The 18,319-nt window shown below is 70.0% G+C and carries 11 protein-coding genes; 7 read left to right on the forward strand and 4 right to left on the reverse strand.

What is annotated here, in order from left to right:
* The first annotated feature begins 4 nt into the window (after window positions 1-4).
* The 6 genes from H9L17_RS01525 (at window position 5) to pilH (ending at window position 7,861) form a co-directional block, all read left to right on the forward strand.
* Window positions 5-2,842 carry a 2-oxoglutarate dehydrogenase E1 component gene (locus tag H9L17_RS01525; protein ID WP_187570630.1) on the forward strand — a complete coding sequence of 946 codons (2,838 nt, stop codon included), beginning with the start codon at window positions 5-7 and terminating at the stop codon, window positions 2,840-2,842.
* Between the two features lie 33 nt (window positions 2,843-2,875).
* Window positions 2,876-4,075 carry a dihydrolipoyllysine-residue succinyltransferase gene (sucB, locus tag H9L17_RS01530; protein ID WP_187570631.1) on the forward strand — a complete coding sequence of 400 codons (1,200 nt, stop codon included), beginning with the start codon at window positions 2,876-2,878 and terminating at the stop codon, window positions 4,073-4,075.
* A 93-nt stretch (window positions 4,076-4,168) separates the two neighbouring features.
* The gene (gene lpdA / locus H9L17_RS01535; RefSeq protein WP_187570632.1) at window positions 4,169-5,599 is read left to right on the forward strand and encodes a dihydrolipoyl dehydrogenase; all 1,431 of its coding nucleotides are present in this window, start codon (window positions 4,169-4,171) and stop codon (window positions 5,597-5,599) included.
* A gap of 196 nt (window positions 5,600-5,795) precedes the next feature.
* Entirely contained in the window at window positions 5,796-6,407 is a 612-nt protein-coding gene (locus H9L17_RS01540) for an LOG family protein (protein ID WP_187570633.1), read from the forward strand.
* Window positions 6,404-7,423, forward strand: coding sequence for a YhdH/YhfP family quinone oxidoreductase (locus tag H9L17_RS01545; RefSeq protein WP_187570634.1), 1,020 nt, complete (start codon window positions 6,404-6,406; stop codon window positions 7,421-7,423). Before H9L17_RS01540 ends, H9L17_RS01545 begins: the two co-directional genes overlap by 4 nt.
* Before the next feature lie 57 nt (window positions 7,424-7,480).
* The gene (gene pilH, locus H9L17_RS01550) at window positions 7,481-7,861 is read left to right on the forward strand and encodes a twitching motility response regulator PilH (RefSeq protein ID WP_187570635.1); all 381 of its coding nucleotides are present in this window, start codon (window positions 7,481-7,483) and stop codon (window positions 7,859-7,861) included.
* A 195-nt stretch (window positions 7,862-8,056) separates the two neighbouring features.
* Here pilH and H9L17_RS01555 read toward each other — a convergent pair whose 3' ends face one another.
* Window positions 8,057-8,968, reverse strand: coding sequence for a DnaJ C-terminal domain-containing protein (locus H9L17_RS01555; protein WP_187570636.1), 912 nt, complete (start codon window positions 8,966-8,968; stop codon window positions 8,057-8,059).
* A gap of 101 nt (window positions 8,969-9,069) precedes the next feature.
* On the opposite strand from H9L17_RS01555, the gene H9L17_RS01560 reads away from it, so the two are divergent.
* Window positions 9,070-9,552: a peroxiredoxin gene (locus H9L17_RS01560; protein WP_187570637.1), complete on the forward strand. Its 483-nt coding sequence runs from the start codon at window positions 9,070-9,072 to the stop codon at window positions 9,550-9,552.
* Window positions 9,553-9,663: 111 nt separating this feature from the next.
* On the opposite strand, the gene pbpC is transcribed toward H9L17_RS01560, so the two are convergent.
* The 3 genes from pbpC to H9L17_RS01575 form a co-directional block, all read right to left on the reverse strand.
* A complete protein-coding gene (pbpC, locus tag H9L17_RS01565; protein WP_187570638.1) occupies window positions 9,664-12,081 on the reverse strand; it encodes a penicillin-binding protein 1C in 2,418 nt (805 codons plus the stop codon).
* A 67-nt stretch (window positions 12,082-12,148) separates the two neighbouring features.
* Window positions 12,149-17,092, reverse strand: coding sequence for an alpha-2-macroglobulin family protein (locus H9L17_RS01570; protein WP_187570639.1), 4,944 nt, complete (start codon window positions 17,090-17,092; stop codon window positions 12,149-12,151).
* Between the two features lie 81 nt (window positions 17,093-17,173).
* Window positions 17,174-18,280: an HDOD domain-containing protein gene (locus H9L17_RS01575; RefSeq protein WP_187570640.1), complete on the reverse strand. Its 1,107-nt coding sequence runs from the start codon at window positions 18,278-18,280 to the stop codon at window positions 17,174-17,176.
* Window positions 18,281-18,319: the final 39 nt, after the last annotated feature.

Genomic DNA, 18,319 nt, shown 5'->3' on the forward strand with positions numbered 1-18,319 from the left:
CGCCGTGGACAGTCTCCTCAAGCAGTTCGCCCAAACCTCGCAGCTCGGCGCCAACGGCGCGTACATCGAAGACCTCTACGAGCAGTACCTCGTCGCGCCGGACAGCGTCGAACCCAAGTGGAAGCAGTATTTCGACGGGCTGAAAGGCCGCGAAGCCGGCGACATCCCGCATTCGGCGGTCATCGACCAGATCGCCGAGGCCGGCCGGCAAGCCGCGCGCGGCGTGGTCGCAACCGCCGCCAGCGGCGCCGGCGACGAGCGCGAACGCCACGTCGGCCGCCTGATCACCGCCTACCGCTCGCGCGGCCACCTCGGCGCGCACACCGATCCGCTGGGCCTGACCCCGCCGCTGAACCCGCCGGACCTCGACCTCGCCTTCCACAAGCTCTCCGGCAACGACCTCGACACCGAGTTCAGCACCGGCGGCGTCGGCGGCCAGCCGCGCATGAAGCTGCGCGACCTCTACGCCCGCCTGCGCGCCACCTACGCCGGCAGCATCGGCGCCGAGTTCATGCACATCACCGACGCCGAGCAGCGTCGCTGGCTGTACGAGCGCCTGGAAGCCGCCGCCGGCAACTACGGCCGCAGCAAGGACGACAAGCAGCGCATCCTCGAACGCCTGACCGCCGCCGAGGGCCTGGAGCGCTACCTGCACACCAAGTACGTCGGCCAGAAGCGCTTCTCGCTGGAAGGCGGCGACGCGCTGATCCCGCTGCTCGACGTCACCATCCGCCGCGCGGGCGAAGCCGGCGTCAAGGACGTGGTGCTGGGCATGGCCCACCGCGGCCGCCTGAACGTGCTGGTCAACACGCTGGGCAAGCCGCCGCGCAAGCTGTTCGACGAGTTCGAAGGCAAGTTCGAGCACACCCGCGACGGCGACCACGCCCACACCGGCGACGTGAAGTACCACATGGGCTTCTCCGCCGACATCGCCACCCCCGGCGGCCCGGTCCACCTGGCGCTGGCGTTCAACCCCTCGCACCTGGAGATCGTCGACCCGGTGGTCGCCGGCAGCGTCCGTTCGCGCCAGCACCGCCGCGGCGACACCGAACGCCGGCAGGTCATGCCGGTCCTGATCCACGGCGACGCCGCCTTCGCCGGCCAGGGCGTGGTGATGGAACTGTTCCAGATGTCGCAGGCGCGCGGGTTCCGCGTCGGCGGCACCGTGCACGTCGTCGTCAACAACCAGGTCGGCTTCACCACTAGCGCCGCCGAGGACGCGCGTTCGACGCTGTACTGCACCGACGTCGCCAAGATGGTCGGCGCGCCGGTGCTGCACGTGAACGGCGACGATCCGGAAGCGGTGGCGTTCGTGGCCGAGCTGGCCTTCGACTTCCGCCAGGCGTTCGGCAAGGACGTGGTCATCGACCTGGTCTGCTACCGCCGCCACGGCCACAACGAGGCCGACGAGCCGGCGGCCACGCAGCCGGTGATGTACAAGAAGATCCGCGCGATGAAGACCACCCGCGAGCTGTACGCTTCGAGGCTGGCCGCCGAGGGCAGCGTCGCCGCCGCCGACGCGCAGGCGCTGGTCGACGGCTACCGCAACAAGCTGGACGCGGGCGAAGTGACCACCGAGGTGGTCAAGGTCGAGCCCGACGCGCTGGCCGTGGACTGGTCGCCCTTCCTCGCCGGCAAGCTGTCCGATCCGGTCGATACCAAGGTGCCGCGCAAGGCGCTGGATACCCTGGCGACGCGGATCAACGCCATCCCCGACACGGTCAAGCTGCATCCGCGCGTCGCCAAGATCTACGACGACCGCCGCAAGATGGCCGCCGGCGAGCAGGCGGGCGACTGGGGCTTCGCCGAGAACCTCGCCTACGCCACCCTGCTGGAAGAAGGCTACCGCCTGCGCCTGGTCGGCCAGGACTGCGGCCGCGGCACGTTCTTCCACCGCCATGCGATCCTGCACGACCAGAACACCGACAACTACTACCTGCCGCTGCGCGAGCTGGTGAAGAATCCGGAAGACGTCACCATCATCGACTCGCTGCTCAGCGAGGAAGCGGTGATGGCGTTCGAATACGGCTATTCCACCGCCGATCCGATGACGCTGGACATCTGGGAAGGCCAGTTCGGCGACTTCGCCAACGGCGCGCAGGTGGTGATCGACCAGTTCATCGCCGCCGGCGAAGCCAAGTGGGACCGTCTGTGCGGCCTGGCGCTGTACCTGCCGCACGGCTACGAAGGCCAGGGCCCCGAGCACAGCTCCGCGCGCCTGGAGCGCTTCCTGCAGCTGTGCGCGCTGGACAACATGGTGGTCTGCGCGCCCACCACCCCGGCGCAGGACTTCCACATGATCCGCCGGCAGATGCGCCAGAGCACGCGCAAGCCGCTGGTGGTGATGACGCCGAAATCGCTGCTGCGCCACAAGCTGGCCGTCTCGACGCTGGACGAACTGGCGAACGGCGAGTTCCAGCGCCTGATCCCCGACACCACCGCCACCGCGAAGAAAGTGCGCCGCGTGGTGGTCTGCGCCGGCAAGGTCTATTACGACCTGCTGGAAGAGGCGCAGAAGAAGGAGATCAAGGACGTGGCGCTGGTGCGCGTGGAGCAGTTGTATCCGTTCCCGCGTCCCGAGCTGGCCGCCGAGCTCAAGCGCTTCGGCTCCGCCGCCGAAGTCATCTGGTGCCAGGAAGAGCCGCAGAACCAGGGCGCGTGGTACCAGATCCAGCACCACCTGCGCGCCTGCCTGCAGCCGAAGCAGTCGCTGAGCTACGCCGGTCGCCTGCGCTCGCCCTCGCCCGCCGCCGGCCACATGGCCGAGCACGTGGCCGAGCTGAACAAGCTGCTGGCCGACGCGCTGACCAATCCCGTCGCCGGCGACATCGACGCCGACTAACCCACATTCCAGACATTCCGACAGGACGCCCTCATGGCCATCGAAGTCAAAGTCCCGGTTCTCCCCGAATCCGTTTCCGACGCCACCATCGCCACCTGGCACAAGAAGGCCGGCGACGCGGTGAAGCGCGACGAAAACCTGCTCGATCTCGAAACCGACAAGGTGGTGCTGGAAGTGCCCTCGCCGGTCGACGGCGTGCTGAAGGAGATCAAGTTCAAGGAAGGCGACACCGTCACCAGCCAGCAGGTGATCGCGGTGATCGAGGAAGGCGCCGTCGCTGCCGCGGCTCCGGCCGCCGCGCCCGCCGCCGAAGCGCCGAAGGCCGCCGCCCCGGCGGCTGCGCCCGCCGCGCCCGCCAAGGCGGCGCCGGCTCCGGCCGCCGGCGGCGACCTGCCCCCGGGCGCGCGCTTCGCCGCCGCCACCAGCGGCGTGAATCCGGCCGAGGTGGCCGGCACCGGCCGCCGCGGCATGGTCACCAAGGAAGACATCGTCAACTACGCCAGCGGCAAGACCGCCGGCGTGGCCGGCGGCGCGCGCCCCGAGGAGCGCGTGCCGATGACCCGCATGCGCGCCCGCATCGCCGAGCGCCTGATGCAGTCCAAGAACTCCATCGCCATGCTGACCTCGTTCAACGAGGTCAACCTCTCCAAGGTCATGGAGATGCGCAAGGAGCTGCAGGACGACTTCGTGAAGGCGCACGGCATCAAGCTCGGCTTCATGAGCTTCTTCGCCAAGGCCGCAGCGAACGCGCTGCAGAAGCATCCGATCATCAACGCCTCGGTCGACGGCAACGACGTCATCTACCACGGCTACGCCGACATCAGCATCGCCGTCTCCACCGACAAGGGTCTGGTCACGCCGGTGCTGCGCAACGTCGAGCGCATGGGCTTCGCCGAGATCGAACAGGGCATCGCCGACTACGCCAAGAAGGCGCGCGACGGCAAGCTCGGCCTGGACGACCTGCAGGGCGGCACCTTCACCATCACCAACGGCGGCACCTTCGGCTCGCTGATGTCCACGCCGATCGTGAACCCGCCGCAGAGCGCGATCCTCGGCATGCACGCCATCAAGGAGCGCGCCATCGTCGAGAACGGCCAGGTGATCGCCGCGCCGATGATGTACATCGCGCTGAGCTACGACCACCGCATCATCGACGGCAAGGACGCGGTGCTGTTCCTGGTCGACATCAAGAACCAGCTCGAAAACCCGCATCGCATGCTGCTCGGGATGTGATTCCGACGACGGGAACCGGCAGCGGTTCCCGTCTCGTTTCGTGGCATCGCAGGTTCGAATCCTGCCCCCGCTACCAAGTTCAGGAATGAAGCAATGAGCGAACAACAGCAATTCGACGTCGTCGTCATCGGCGCCGGCCCCGCCGGCTACCACGCCGCGATCCGCGCCGCGCAGCTGGGCCTGAAGACCGCCTGCATCGACGCCGCGCTGGGCAAGGACGGCAAGCCGGCGCTGGGCGGCACCTGCCTGCGCGTGGGCTGCATCCCGTCCAAGGCGCTGCTGGATTCCAGCCGCCAGTTCTGGAACATGGGCCACCTGTTCGACCAGCACGGCATCAGCTTCGACAAGCCCGCCATCGACGTGAAGAAGATGGTCGCCCGCAAGGACGGCATCGTGAAGCAGTTCACCGGCGGCATCGCGGCGCTGTTCAAGGCCAACAAGGTCACGCCGTTCTACGGCTTCGGCCAGCTGCAGCCGGGCAACGTGGTGAAGGTGAAGCAGCACGACGGCTCCGAGGTCGAGCTGAAGGCCGCCAACGTCATCATCGCCGCCGGCTCGGATTCGATCGAGCTGCCGTTCGCCAAGTTCGGCGAGCACATCATCGACAACGTCGGCGCGCTGGACCTGCAGGACGTGCCGAAGCGCCTGGGCGTGATCGGCGCGGGCGTGATCGGCCTGGAGCTGGGCAGCGTGTGGAATCGCCTCGGCTCGCAGGTGACGATCCTCGAAGGCCTGCCGAACTTCCTCGCCGCCGCCGACGCGGAAGTGGGCAAGGTCGCCGCGCGCGAGTTCAAGAAGCAGGGCCTGGACATCAAGCTGGGCTGCAAGGTCAGCGGCACCGAGGTGAAGAAGGACGGCGTGCACGTCGCCTATACCGACGACAAGGGTGCGGCGCAGGAGATCGTGGTGGACAAGCTGCTGGTGGCCGTGGGCCGCCGCGCAGCCACCAAGGGCCTTCTGGCTGACGGCACCGGCGTGCAGCTCAACGAGCGCGGCCAGGTCGTGGTGGACGAGCACTGCCACACCGGCGTGGACGGCGTGTGGGCGGTCGGCGACTGCGTGCGCGGCCCGATGCTGGCGCACAAGGGCTTCGAAGAAGGCATCGCGGTGGCCGAACTGATCGCCGGCCTGCCGGGCCACGTCAACTTCGACACCATCCCGTGGGTGATCTACACCGAGCCGGAAATCGCCTGGGTCGGCAAGACCGAGGAGCAGCTGAAGGCCGAGGGCATCCCGTACAAGGCCGGCAGCTTCCCGTTCGCCGCCGTGGGCCGTGCGGTGGCGATGGCCGAGCCAGCGGGCTTCGTGAAGGTGCTGGCGCACGCCGAAACCGACACCATCCTCGGCATGCACCTGGTCGGCGCCAACGTCTCCGAGCTGGTGCACGAAGGCGTGCTGGCGATGGAGTTCAAGGGCAGCGCCGACGACCTGGCGCGCATCTGCCACGCGCATCCGTCGCTGTCGGAAGCCGTGCACGATGCGGCGATGGCGGTGCACAAGCGCTCGATCCACAAGGCGAATTGATCCCGCGGGCGGCCGGGCCGCGGCGCGGGCATTCCGCGACACGCCGCAAGTACATCCATGTAGGCTTCTCGGCGGCATCCATGCCGCCGAGAGTCGCGCAATGCCCGCACCACGTCCCGACCTTGTCGAACTGCCACGCGAAAAACACGGGGCACCTTGGTGCGCCGTTTCCGTTTCTGCGCGCGATAATCCGCAGATGAAAACACTCTGCGTCTATTGCGGCTCCAACGCCGGCAACGATCCCACCTACGCCACCCTCGCCCGCGCCCTCGGCGCACGCCTCGCAAACGACGGCATCGCGCTGATCTACGGCGGCGGCAACGTCGGCCTGATGGGCATCGTCGCCGATGCTGTGCTGGAACACGGCGGCGAAGTGGTCGGCGTGATTCCGCAGCAGCTGGTCGATTGGGAGGTCGCGCACAAGGGCGTCACGCGGCTGGAAATCGTCGATTCCATGCACACCCGCAAGGCGCGGATGTTCGAGCTGTCCGACGGCTTCATCGCCCTGCCCGGCGGCTTCGGCACGCTGGACGAGATGTTCGAGATGCTGACCTGGCGCCAGCTCGGCCTCGGCAAGAAACCCTGCGCCTTCCTCGACGCCAACGGCTTCTGGCAACCGCTGATGGCGATGCTGGACACGATGGTGCGCGAGCGCTTCCTGCACCCGGAACAGCGCCAGGACATGTGGCACGGCGGCGACATCGACGCGCTGTTCGCCTGGATGCGCGACTACCGGCCCGCGCAGGCGGACAAATGGCTGGACGAGAAACGCCGCAGCCAGCTCAAGCTGACCTCGGAGGACGTATGAGCGTTCCGGCAAGCTTCCGCGCTTTCCGCATCCACAACGACAACCTGCCCGATGGGAGCGGCGGCTACCGCTCCGGCATCGAAACGATTTCGCTCGACGACCTCAATCCCGGCGAGGTCGTCGTCAAGACCGCCTACTCCTCGGTCAACTACAAGGACGCGCTGGCCGGCACCGGCAAGGGCAAAATCCTGCGCCGCTTTCCGCTGATCGGCGGAATAGATATTGCCGGCCACGTCGTGGCATCGACCGATCCAGCGTTCAAGGAAGGCGACGCGGTGCTGGTCACCGGCAGCGGCCTATCGGAAACCCGCGACGGCGGCTACGCCGAGTACGCGCGGCTGGAATCGAAGTGGACGGTCGCCCTGCCCGCCGGCCTGTCCCTGCGCGAAGCGATGATCCTCGGCACCGCCGGCTTCACCGCCGCGCTGGGCCTGCTGCGCATGACCGACAACCGGCAGACGCCCGGTCTCGGCCCGCTGGCCGTCACCGGCGCCACCGGCGGCGTCGGCTCGCTGGCCGTCGCCATCTACAGCAAGGCCGGCTACCAGGTGCACGCGATCAGCGGCAAGCCGGAACACGCCGATTACCTGAAGTCGCTGGGCGCCAGCGACGTGCTGGGCCGCGACGCACTGTCCACCACCCGGCCGATGGATACCGCCCGCTTCGGCGGCGGCCTGGACAACGTCGGCGGGCCGATGCTCGCCGCGTTGCTGGCGCAGACCGCACCCTACGGCAACGTCGCCAGCTGCGGGCTGGCGGCCTCGCCCGAACTGCACGCCACGGTGATGCCCTTCATCATCCGCGGCGTCTCGCTGCTGGGCGTGGCCTCCGCCGGCACCGCCCGCGACATCCGCGACGAGGTGTGGAAGCGGCTGGCATCGGACTGGAAACCCGCCGATCTGGACGCCATCTGCACCCGCGAGGCCACGCTGGACGAGCTGCCGGGCGTGTTCGACGCGATGCTGGCCGGCGGCTCGCTGGGGCGCACCGTGGTGCGCGTGGCGCCGGCGGCCTGAGCGTCTTGCAGGCGGCAGGCCGGCGGCTACAATCGGCGCATACACACGGGGATCTCCATGGCACGCATCCTGATCGTTGACGATTCGCCCTCGCAGCTGATGAGCATCCGCCGCATCGTCGAGAAACTGGGGCACGACGCGCTCACCGCCGAGGACGGCGCCGCCGGCGTGGAAGCCGCCAAGCGCGAGCTGCCGGACCTGATCCTGATGGACGTGGTGATGCCGAACCTCAACGGCTTCCAGGCCACGCGCTCGATCACCCGCGAGGCCACCACCAAGCACATCCCGGTCATCCTGGTCACCACCAAGGACCAGGACACCGACCGCGTCTGGGGCATGCGCCAAGGCGCCCGCGCCTACATCACCAAGCCGTTCAGCGAATCGGAGCTGGCGGACGTCGTCAACCAGTACCTGGGCAGCGGCCCGAGCGCCGCATAACGCGAGTCTTCGCAAGCCGGCCTGCATGATCGGCCGGCGTTTGCCGATGCGCGGCGGCGTGCCGTGCGACTTTCCCGGTTCCGGCCACTTGCTCTGCAAGCGCCATGTCGCGGGCACGCGGCGATGCCGCGCAACTCCCGCTCCCGGCAATCACCTGTCGTGCGCGACGCGCGGCAGGGCCGCGCGGACGCCCGCTTACCCGCGCCGCCAGTCGTCGCCGAACGCGTCGCGCATCTTCGCGTAAGCCTTGCGCTGGGCGTCGTTGTGCGCCTTCGGGGCAAGGATTTCCAGCTCCACGATCTGATCGCCGGCCGGCGCGCTGCCGGTGCCGGGCAGGCCGCGCCCGCGCAGCCGCAGCTTGCGACCGGATTCGGAATCGGCCGGGATCTTCAGGTCCACCGGGCCGCCCAGCGTCGGCACGCTGAGGGTGGCGCCCAGCGCGGCTTCCCACGGCGCCACCGGCAGCACGTGGATGACGTTGCGGCCATCGACCTCGAACTGCGGATCGGCCGCGTACTCCACTTCCAGCAGCAGGTCGCGCCCGCCGTTGCCCTGCTTCGCCAGCCGGATCACCTGGCCGGGGCGCACGCCCTTCGGCACCCGCACCTCCAGCGTGCGGCCCGCCACGCCGATGCGGATGCTGCTGCCGTTGTAGACCGCAGCCAGCGGCACCGCCAGCTTGGCCCGCGTGTCGCCGGCCGGCTGGCCCGCGCGCGCGCCGCCACCGCTGTTGGCGCGTCCGCGCGCGCCGAACAGGTTCTCGAAGAAGTCGGAGAAGCCACCGCCCGCGCCGCCGCCGGCGAAGATCTCGTCGAAATCGAAATCCGGCTGCCCGCTCTGCCCGCGACCGAAGCCGCCCGGCGGCGGCCGGATCTCGTCGCCGGGCCGGTAGCCGCCCGCGCGCAGCTGGTCGTAGGCCTGGCGCTTCTGCGGGTCGCGCAGCGCCTCGTAGGCCTCGTTGACCGCCTTGAACTTCTCCTCGGCGCCCTTTTCCTTGCTGACGTCCGGGTGGTACTTGCGCGCCAGCCGGCGGTAGGCGGTCTTGATCTCGGCCTCGCCCGCGCTGGGCTCGACGCCGAGGATGCCGTAATAATCCTTGAATTCCATCGTGGTTCCATGCCGCGGGCCGCGCACGAGATTATCCCATCGGGCGGCGCGGCTGCGGTCCAGGCCTTAGACTGTCGGTCTCGTCGAAATGAGGTCCGGTCATGTCGATTCAAGTCGGCCAACGCGTTCCCGAAGCGGTCCTGCAGCACATCGACGATGGCGTGCACCGGATCGACACCCACGCCCTGTTCGAAGGCCGCAAGCTGGTGCTGTTCGCGGTGCCGGGCGCGTTCACGCCGACCTGTTCGGAACGTCACCTGCCGGGCTTCGTCGAGCATTTCGACGACTTCCGCGCGAAGGGCATCGACGTGGCCTGCATGGCCGTCAACGACGCCTTCGTGATGCAGGCCTGGGGCAAGAGCCAGAACGTGCCGGCCGGGATGCGGATGCTGGCCGACGGCAATGGCGACTTCACCCGCGCGCTGGGGCTGGAGCTGGACGCCAGCGGCTACGGCATGGGCGTGCGCAGCAAGCGCTTCGCGCTGTACGCCGAGGACGGCGTGGTGCGCGGCCTGTGGGTGGAAGCGCCGGGCGAGTTCCGGGTGTCGTCGGCGGAGCATGTGCTGGCGAACCTGCCGGACTGAAAGGCGTCTTGGACGCGGATTGACGCGGAAATAGCCGGATTCAAGCCGCATCGGAAATCGAATCCGCTGGATCCGCGCTATCAGCCAATCCGTGTCATGAAAACCCGCGCGTCATTCGAGGATCGCGAAGCGCAGGCTGTCCCACGCGCCGCTGTCGGCCAGCGCGGTCAGTTCGTGTCGACCCGGCTCGGCGAATTCGCGCAGCAGCGGGCGCACGCCTTCGGTTTCGCCGATCCAGCGACCGTCCAATAGCCATTGCACACGTGTCGTTGCGCCCAGCGCGCGCAGCGACAGCCGCACTCCGCTCGCCTGTCCAGGCGCGCGCGCCAGCGTGGCGCCGTCGTTGACGCCTTCGATGTGCAGCGCCTCCGTGCCGCCGCGTCCGTCGTCGGCGCAGTCCGGCGACAGCGGCGGCAGGCTGGCCTGCGCACGCCACGCCGCCGGCAGCCACGGCATCGCCAGCGCGGGCCAGCGCGCGATCTGGCGCGGCTGCGCGGCGTGCGGCAGTTTGCAGTCCGCGGACAGGCGCTTTCCGGTAGCCGCATCCACCTCGAATTGTTCGACGCCGGCACTCCATAGGCGCGCCTGCCGCTCGGCAAAGGTCGGCGGCACCGCACCGTCCAGCGTCCAAGCGGGCATGCGCTTCCTGCACAGCTCCGGCGGCTGAGCCTCAGTGGCGGTGCCGAGCGGCCAGCAGATGTCGGTTTCCGCCACGCTGGCCGGCATCGGAATGCGCAGCGGATCGCCGGGCGAACGCGGCAGGCTGTCGATCACCTCGAACAGCAGCGGCAGCGCCGTCACCGCGCCGTACTGGCCGGGCAGCGGCGTGCCGTCGGGCCGGCCCACCCACACGCCCAAGCTGTAGCGCGGCGTGCCGCCGATCGCCCAGGCGTCGCGGAAGCCGTAGCTGGTGCCGGTCTTCCAGGCCACGCGCGGGCGGCGGCCGGTGTCGAACATGCCCTCGCGCTCGCCCGGGCGCGGATTGGCAGCCAGTATTTCGCGCACGATCCACGCCGCGCCGGGCGACAGCAGGCGGCGTTCCACCTTCGGCGCATCCGGCGTGTAGCGCACGTGCCCGGCGATGCCGCTACGATGCAGCGCGGCGAACGCGCCGACCAGGTCCTCCAGCCGCGCGCCCGCGCCGCCGAGGATCATCGACAGGTTGGGCGCGGCCCCGCGCGGCAGCTTCAGCGCGACGCCCGCATGTTCCAGCCGCGCGGCGAAGCGCGCCGAGCCGACCCGGTCCAGCATGTCCACCGCCGGCACGTTGAGCGACAGCCGCAGCGCCTCGGCCGCGCCGATCGGGCCGTTGAAGGCGGTGTCGAAATTGGAGGGCCGGTAGCCGCCGAACGACTGCGGCGCGTCCACCAGCAGGCTTTCCGAATGGATCAGCCCGTCGTCCAGCGCCATCCCGTACAGGAACGGCTTGAGCGTGGAGCCGGGCGAACGCCACGCCTGCACCATGTCCACGTGGCCCAGCCGCGCCTTGTCGGCGAACGCCACCGAGCCGACATAGGCGCGCGCTTCCAGCGTGGCGTTGTCGATCACCAGCAGCGCCGCCGAGGTACGCGGCGGCAGGTCGGAGAAATACGCGGCGACGCGTTCCTCCAGCGCGCGCTGCAGGGCCGGGTCGAGGGTGGACACGATCCGCCGCGACGCCGGCTGCGCGGCGTGCAGGCGCTGCGCCAGCAGGGCGGCGTCCATCGGCGCGCGCAGGCGGCGCGAAACCACGTTCTCGATGCGCGCGTCGTCCACCTGCGCGCGCGTCCACACGCCGCGTTCGGCCATGCGCGCCAGCAGCTTGTCGCGCGCGGCCTGCGCCGCCTCGGGGAAGCGGTCCGGGCGCAGCCGGCTGGGCGCCTGCGGCAGCACCGCCAGCAGCGCGGCCTCGGCATGCGACAGTTTCGATGCCGGCTTGCCGAGATAGGCCCAGCTGGCGGCCTCCACGCCCTCGATGGTGCCGCCGAAAGGCGCGCGCTCCAGGTACAGGGTGAGGATGTCGCGCTTGGACAGATGCGCTTCCAGCTGCAGCGCGCGCAGCAATTGCCGCAGCTTGCCGGCGACGCTGCGCGTGCGCGCGCCGTGCAGGCCGGGATCGACGATGCGCGCCACCTGCATGGTCAGCGTCGAACCGCCGGAGACGATGCGCCGGCTGCCCAGCATCTGCCCGCCCGCGCGCAAAAGCGCTACCGGGTTGATGCCGGGATGCCGCCAGAACCAGCGGTCTTCGTAGCCCAGCAGCGCCTGTACGTACAGCGGTGATACCTGTTCCGGCGTGGCCGGATAGCGCCACACGCCGCGCGCGTCGGCGAAGGCGCGCAGCGGGCTGCCGTCGCGGGCGGTCACGACGGTGGCGGAGTCGCGGCGGCTGGGCAACGGCAGCGGGAAGGCAACGTCGAGGATCAGCAGCGCGAGCAGGGTGGCGGCGGTACTCCAGCGCAGGAGCGGCAACAACCGGCGCCGGCGCTGCTTGTTCCTTCTCCCTCCGGAAGAAGGTGGCGCGCAGCGCCGGATGAGGGTGCGGAGCATCGTGGAAATCATCGCCTGACCGAACCCTCACCCCAACCCCTCTCCCGAAGGGAGAGGGGCCGATGACTCACGGCTGCACCACCGTGATCCGCTCCGGCACCGCCTTGCCCACGCCGCGCAGGTCGGGGCGGTACATGTCTTCCACCAGCGGCGGCGGCACGGTGTAGCTGCCCGGCGTCACCGCGCGCACCAGGTAGAACACCTTGGCGGTGCTGCCGGACTCCAGCTTGAGGGCGGCCACGTAGCGGTCGTCGCGGAACTCCTCGTGGCGGACGTTGGCGCTGTCGCCGCGCTCGCCGATGTCGATGCCGTCTACCACCACGCCGGCCCACTGCCTGGCGTCGCCGAGGTTGAAGTTCTCGATCTCCAGCCCGGCCGGCAGCAGGTCGGTGAGCAGCGCGTCCGGCATGTCGCGGTCGGCGGTGATGGAGACGCGCACGATCAGCGCCTCGCCTTCCTTCAGCGCGCGCGGCGTCCACGGCTTGCCGTCGGTGCCGTACAGCGCGCGCTCGACCTTGATGACGCTGGCGTCCGGCGCGGGCGCGGTGCGCGGCACGCCGGCCACGTCCAGGCTGGCGTAGAACGGCGGCTCGCCGCCCGGCAGGAAGCGCAGGCCCTTGGCGAGAGTGGCGTAATCGACGTCGCGGGCGAAGCTCCTGGCGGCGGCGATGGCCTCCTCTGCGCCGCCGACCGTCAGCTTGCCGGCCACCTCCTTCTTCTGGTCGGCCAGCAGCGCCTTGCCCAGCCGCGCCAGCGCGATCTGCTCCTGCGTGCTCAGCCAGAACCACGCCGAGGCGCGGCGGCGCGCGTCCAGCTCGCGGCCGAGGTCGATGACGCGCGCATCGTAGTCGGGCTTCGCGTAGCCGCGCTCGTGGGTCATCGCGATCATCAGCGCCATGTCGCGCAACGGCGTGCCGTAGTCGCCCAGCCAGCCTTGGCGGTCGCCCTTGAAGGCGAAGCCCTCGGCGACGGCCTTGCCGCCGCGCGCCTTGTCGCCCTGCATCGACAGCGCCAGCCCCAGCTGCACCAGCGGCAGCCCCTTCAGCGCCTGCTTGCGGTCGTTGTCGTACAGCGCGCGCAGGGTGCCGAGCGGCGCGCGGTTGACCCGCGCCAGCACGTAGCCGGCATACGCCTGGTAGGCGAACTTGAGGTACTGGCGATGGTCGCGGCCGTAGAACTCGTTGCCGCCGGACAGCAGATCCTCGCTGAGCCGCTGCAACGCCTTCTGCAGCACCGTGTCGGGCACCACGAAGCCGGCCTGGCGCGCGTCCAGCAGGAACTCGGCGATGTACGGCGTCAGCAGCGGATCGACGTAGCCGTCGTCGCCCCACATCGAGAAATGCCCGCTGCCCACCTGCATCGAGGCCAGCCGCCCGAACGCGCCTTCCATGCGCGCGCGCCGCTTGGCCGCGTCCAGCCCGGCCACGCCGAAGCGCTGCGCGGTGTCCGCGTCCAGCTCCAGCGCGGCGTAGCCCTTGCTGGTGGTCTGCTCGGCGCAGCCGTACGGATAGTCCAGCGCGCCCTTCAGCGCCGCGCCGAACGGGATCGGCGGCAGCGCGCTGACCAGCATGCGCGCGCGCACCGAGCCCGGCATCAGCCCGTCGGCGATGCCGGCGTCCATCGACGCCGCCTCGCCCGCGCCCAGCACCTGCGTGCGCGAGCGCAGCACCGACGGCCACGCCGCGCGCACCGGCAGGTCGTACTTGCGGTCCACCTTGAAGCCGTTGCCGTCCACGCGCACGCGCACCTGCGCCACGCCGTAGCCTTCCTGCGCGGTCAGCGGGAAGCTCAGGGTGGACTTGGCCTCGCTGCCCAGCTTCAGCGCGCGGCCGGCGTCGCCGATCGACGCCGGGCCGATGCCGTCCAGCTTCACCTTGAACTCGCCCGGCTTGCCGGTGAAGTTGGTGATGTCCAGCGTCACCATGCCGCGGTCGCCGGGCGCCATCGCGCGCGGCATGCTGGCCTCGGCGACGATCGGCGCGCGCACCACCGTCTCGGCGTCCTTGTTGCCGTACTGCGTGTCCGAATAGACGAGCGCCGACACCCGCAGCGTGCCGTTGAAGTCCGGCACCGGCAGCGCGACGCGCGCGATGCCCTTGGCGTCCAGCTTCACCGGCCCGGAGAACAGATCCACCGTCTGCACCCGCGCGGTCGGCCGGCGCGCCTGCGGCAGCGCGGCCAGCGCCATGTCGCCGCCGAAGCGCAGCTTCGCGGTGCCGCCGTCGAAGCTCTCGATGACGCGGCCGTAGATGTCGTAGGCGTCCACGCCCAGCCGCCGCTGCGCGAAGAACTGCGCGTTGGCGTCCGGCACCGGGAAGCGGGTGATGTTGAGGATGCCGACGTCCACCGCCGACACCGTGGCGTACGCCGTCTTGCCGGCCAGCTGCGGCGCGCTCACCGTCACCTGCAGCGGCTGCTCCGGGCGCACCTGCGGCTTCACCGACAGGCCGACGGCGATGCGTCGGTCGCGGCGGTCCATCGGCACGAAGGCCTCGCCCACCGCGCGCGCCGGGGTGATCTTGCTGGCCGCGCTGCCGCCGCGGAACACCAGCGCGGTCACGTAGACGTCGTGGCGCTCCCAGTGCTGGGTGACCGGGATCTCCACCACCGTGCCCGCCTTCACGTCCACCGACTGCACGAACAGCATGCGGTCGCTTTCCACCATCACCACGCCCTTGCCGGGATGCGGCGGGGTCAGCGTCACCTTCAGCTTGTCGCCAGCGCGATAGGCGGTCTTGTCCAGCGCCAGCTTGACCTTGTCGGGGCGCGCATCGAGGCCGCGGTTCTCGTCGCCCCAGCCCCAGCCGGCGCGGAACGGATAGCGCATGGTCAGTTTGGTCGTCGGGTCGAACACTTCCAGCCGGTAGTCGCCCCACTCCACCGGGAAGCTGAAACGCACGGCGGTGGCGCCGGCATCGACGCTGCGCGTCTCCACGGTCTGATAGCGGCGGGTGAAGTCGTAGCTCCAGCCGCTGCCGTCGTCGTGCGTCCAGTGGTAGTCGCGATGCTCGCGCACCAGCGACACCTTCAGCCCGGCCGCCGGCTTCGGCTGGCCGTCGCTGCCGTAACGCATCAGCTCGAAGCCGGCGTTCGCGTTGGCGTCGGCGCCGTCCGCGTCGTCGAACATCGGGCGCACGCCCACCAGCGCGTCGGCCGGCCACAGCGTGCGCGCGACGCTGCGGTTGACGCTGCGGCCGCCGGTTTCGTACAGGCTGCCGGCAACGATGGCCTGTACCGGCGTGTCGTTCTTCACCTCCGCGGGCAGCGCGATGTCCTGGCGCAGTTCGCCCTTGGCGTCGAGCTCGGCATCGACCACGTCGGCGGCTTCCTTCGGCAGCGCCACGGTGGGATCGCCGAAGAACCAGCCCTTCAGGTTCTCCAGCGGATGCTGGTCCACCTTCACCGCCAGCTTGGCGGTGAAGCGGTTGCCGGATGCCGGCGCGCCGTACAGGTAGGCGCCCTTGGCATGCAGCGCGAACGGCTGGCCGGGGCGCAGGATCGGCGCCGCGCTGTCCAGGTCCAGCTTCATCCGCTCGGGCAGGAATTCCTCGATGCGCAGGCTCATGCCCTGCACCGCGTCCTTGCTGGCCGGATCGGTGCGGAACTCCACCTGCCAGCGGCCGGTGGGCGCCTCGACCGGGATGGTTTTCTCGAAGCGGAAATAGCCCTGCGCGCCGGGTTCGATCTTCGATTCGACGAAGGTCTTGCCGTCCGGCTGCTTCAGCCGCACGAACAGGGACTGCGACTTGCCGCCCTTGGCTTCCACCGGCTTGCCGTCGAAATCGCGCAGCAGCGCGGAGACGCGCACGGTCTCGCCGGGGCGATAGAGGTCGCGGCCCGACCAGGCGAACACGTCGAACCACGCCTGCTCGCGCCCGGACACGGCGAACTCGGACAGGTCCAGCGCCGGCTGGTTGAACGGCAGCATCGACATGTCCTTGCCGCGCACCGCGGTGAGCACGTGCGCCGCGTCCAGCGTGTAGTTGAGCAGCGCGTTGCCGTTGCCGTCGGTGCTGCCCTTGAACACCGGCTCGCCGCGCGCGTCCAGCACGCGCAGCTCGACGTTGGCGATGCCCTCGCCGCTGGCCAGCGAGGCGGTATGGACGAACAGCTTGTCCTTGTAGGCGCGCACGTGCAGGCCGATGTCGCTGACGCTGAAGAAGGCGACGTCGTATTCGCCGCGGAAGCTGCCGGTCTTCTTCATCACCGCGAAGTACAGGCCGGGCTTCTGCAGCTCGGCGATGTCCTGCACCGGCAGGTAGGTCAGCACGCGCTCGTTGCGTTCGCCGCCGAGCACGAAGCGGTTGACGTACACCGGCTCCGCCAGCTTGTTGATCGGCGAGCGGCTGTCTTCGTCGTCCGGATCGTACCAGGACGGATCGAGCTCCCAGTTGCTGCGGCGGCCGCCGTGCTGGTATTCGGCGAAGAACTTCGGCAGCGCGGCGTCGCGCACGCGCAGGAACTCGACATCCACTTCATCGACGTTCACCGACACCACCGGCAGGCCGCGCGACTCCTTGGCCGGAATCACGCTGCCCTGCGAGGCGAAGCCCACCGCCGGGTCGAGCTCGCCGGTGAACACCTTCAGTTCCAGATCCTTGCCCAGCTTGCTGCCGTCGGCGGCGTTCAGGGCGCCGGAAATCTTCAGCGTGTAGGTCTGGTTCGCCTCCACGTAGGGAAAGCGCAGGGTCTTGCCGTCGTCCGACAGCGCCCAGCCGCTCTGGCCGTCGCCCTTGGCGTCGATCACCAGCAGCTTGTCGAAGTCCTGCGTGCCGACCAGCGGACGCGAGAACTCCACCGCCACCGCCAACCCGTCCGGGCGCTGGTCGGGGAAAGCGCGCACCAGCGCAAAGCCCTTGACCGCCTCGCGCTGCGCCTTGATCGCCTCGCCGCCGGCGGCCGGCAATTGCCCGCCCGGATCGCGCTTGCAGGCCGGCAGGCCCAGCGCCAGCGTCGCGGACAGCAACAGGGCGAACAGCGCGCGCAGCGGTGAAGTCCGGGGACGCATCATCTCGGTTCCATCCAGGTGAGGTCGGTTCGAGTATAGGACGCGAAACGCGCCGCTTTCAGGACTGCCGATGCACCGTCGCGTTCAGGCCGGCAATCGGTCCCAGAGCCGCAGCAGGCCGGCGTCGTCGATGCCCTGCGCCAGCGCCCAGTTCGACAGCATGGCGCGCGCCCCGTCGTCGCCGAGCTTGCCGTGCTTGCGCAGCATCGCCAGCGACGCGGCGACGCGCCCGGCGCACAGCGCGCGGCCCAGCGGATCGTCGGGCGCCACGTCCAGCCGCTGCGCGTCCAGCGCGACGCCGATCCGGTCCGACAGTTCCCATTCGATGGCGATGCGGTGCGCCATCGGCGCCGCCTGTTCGTCCAGCACGCGCGCGACGACCTGCGGATCGGGCCGCAGCTGCGGATGCAGCGCGTAGTTGTCGCGCAGCACCTGCGCCACGATGATCGCGCCCAGCCCGTTCAGCAGCCCCAGCATCTGTGCGGCGAACGCGTCCTCCTGCCCGCGCCCGCCGCGCACCAGCCCGGAGGCGAAATCGGCGGCCAGCTGCGTGTGGTCCCAGATCAGCACCGGCAGGCGGCCGAACGCGTTGTCGCCGGTCTGCATCACCGGCTGCACCAGCGCCGCGGCGACCACCGGGCGCAGGCCGTCCAGCCCGAGCATGGCGGCGGCGCGCACCAGGCTTTCGACCGGCTTCTCTCGCACCCGGTAGAACGGGCTGTTGGCGACGCGCAGCAGGTTGGCCGACAGCGCCGGATCCTCGCCGATGACCTTCGCGATCTTCTCCAGCGACGCGTCGGGATCGTTGATCGCGCGCATCAGCTTCGGCAGCAGCTGCGGGCGGCGCGGCATGTGCCGGGCCTGGAACTCGGTGCGCGCCAGCAGGTTGGCGCAGGCCGCGGCGATGGCCTCGTGCGCGTCGGCCTGCGCGAAGGCCAGCGCCGGCGCCGGCCCGGCGTCCTCGAACGCCAGTGCGTACAGGCTGCGCAGCAGCGTGCGGCCATCGGGGATTTCGATGGCGGCGGATTCTTCTTCCCCGCCCTCTTCCGCGTCATTCGGAGATCCGGATGCGTCGCCGTCTTCGGCTTCCGATTCGACGGAAGACCGGAGCGCGAGGACCAGCAGCCACGCGCCGACGCCGGCCAGCAAGGCCAGCGCGACTGCGAACGCCATCCATCCCAATGCGCCCATTCCCGCTCCGTCGGTCAGGCAAGACCGGCCGACAGGCTA

This window comes from Thermomonas brevis (assembly GCF_014395425.1).
Taxonomy (GTDB): domain Bacteria; phylum Pseudomonadota; class Gammaproteobacteria; order Xanthomonadales; family Xanthomonadaceae; genus Thermomonas; species Thermomonas brevis.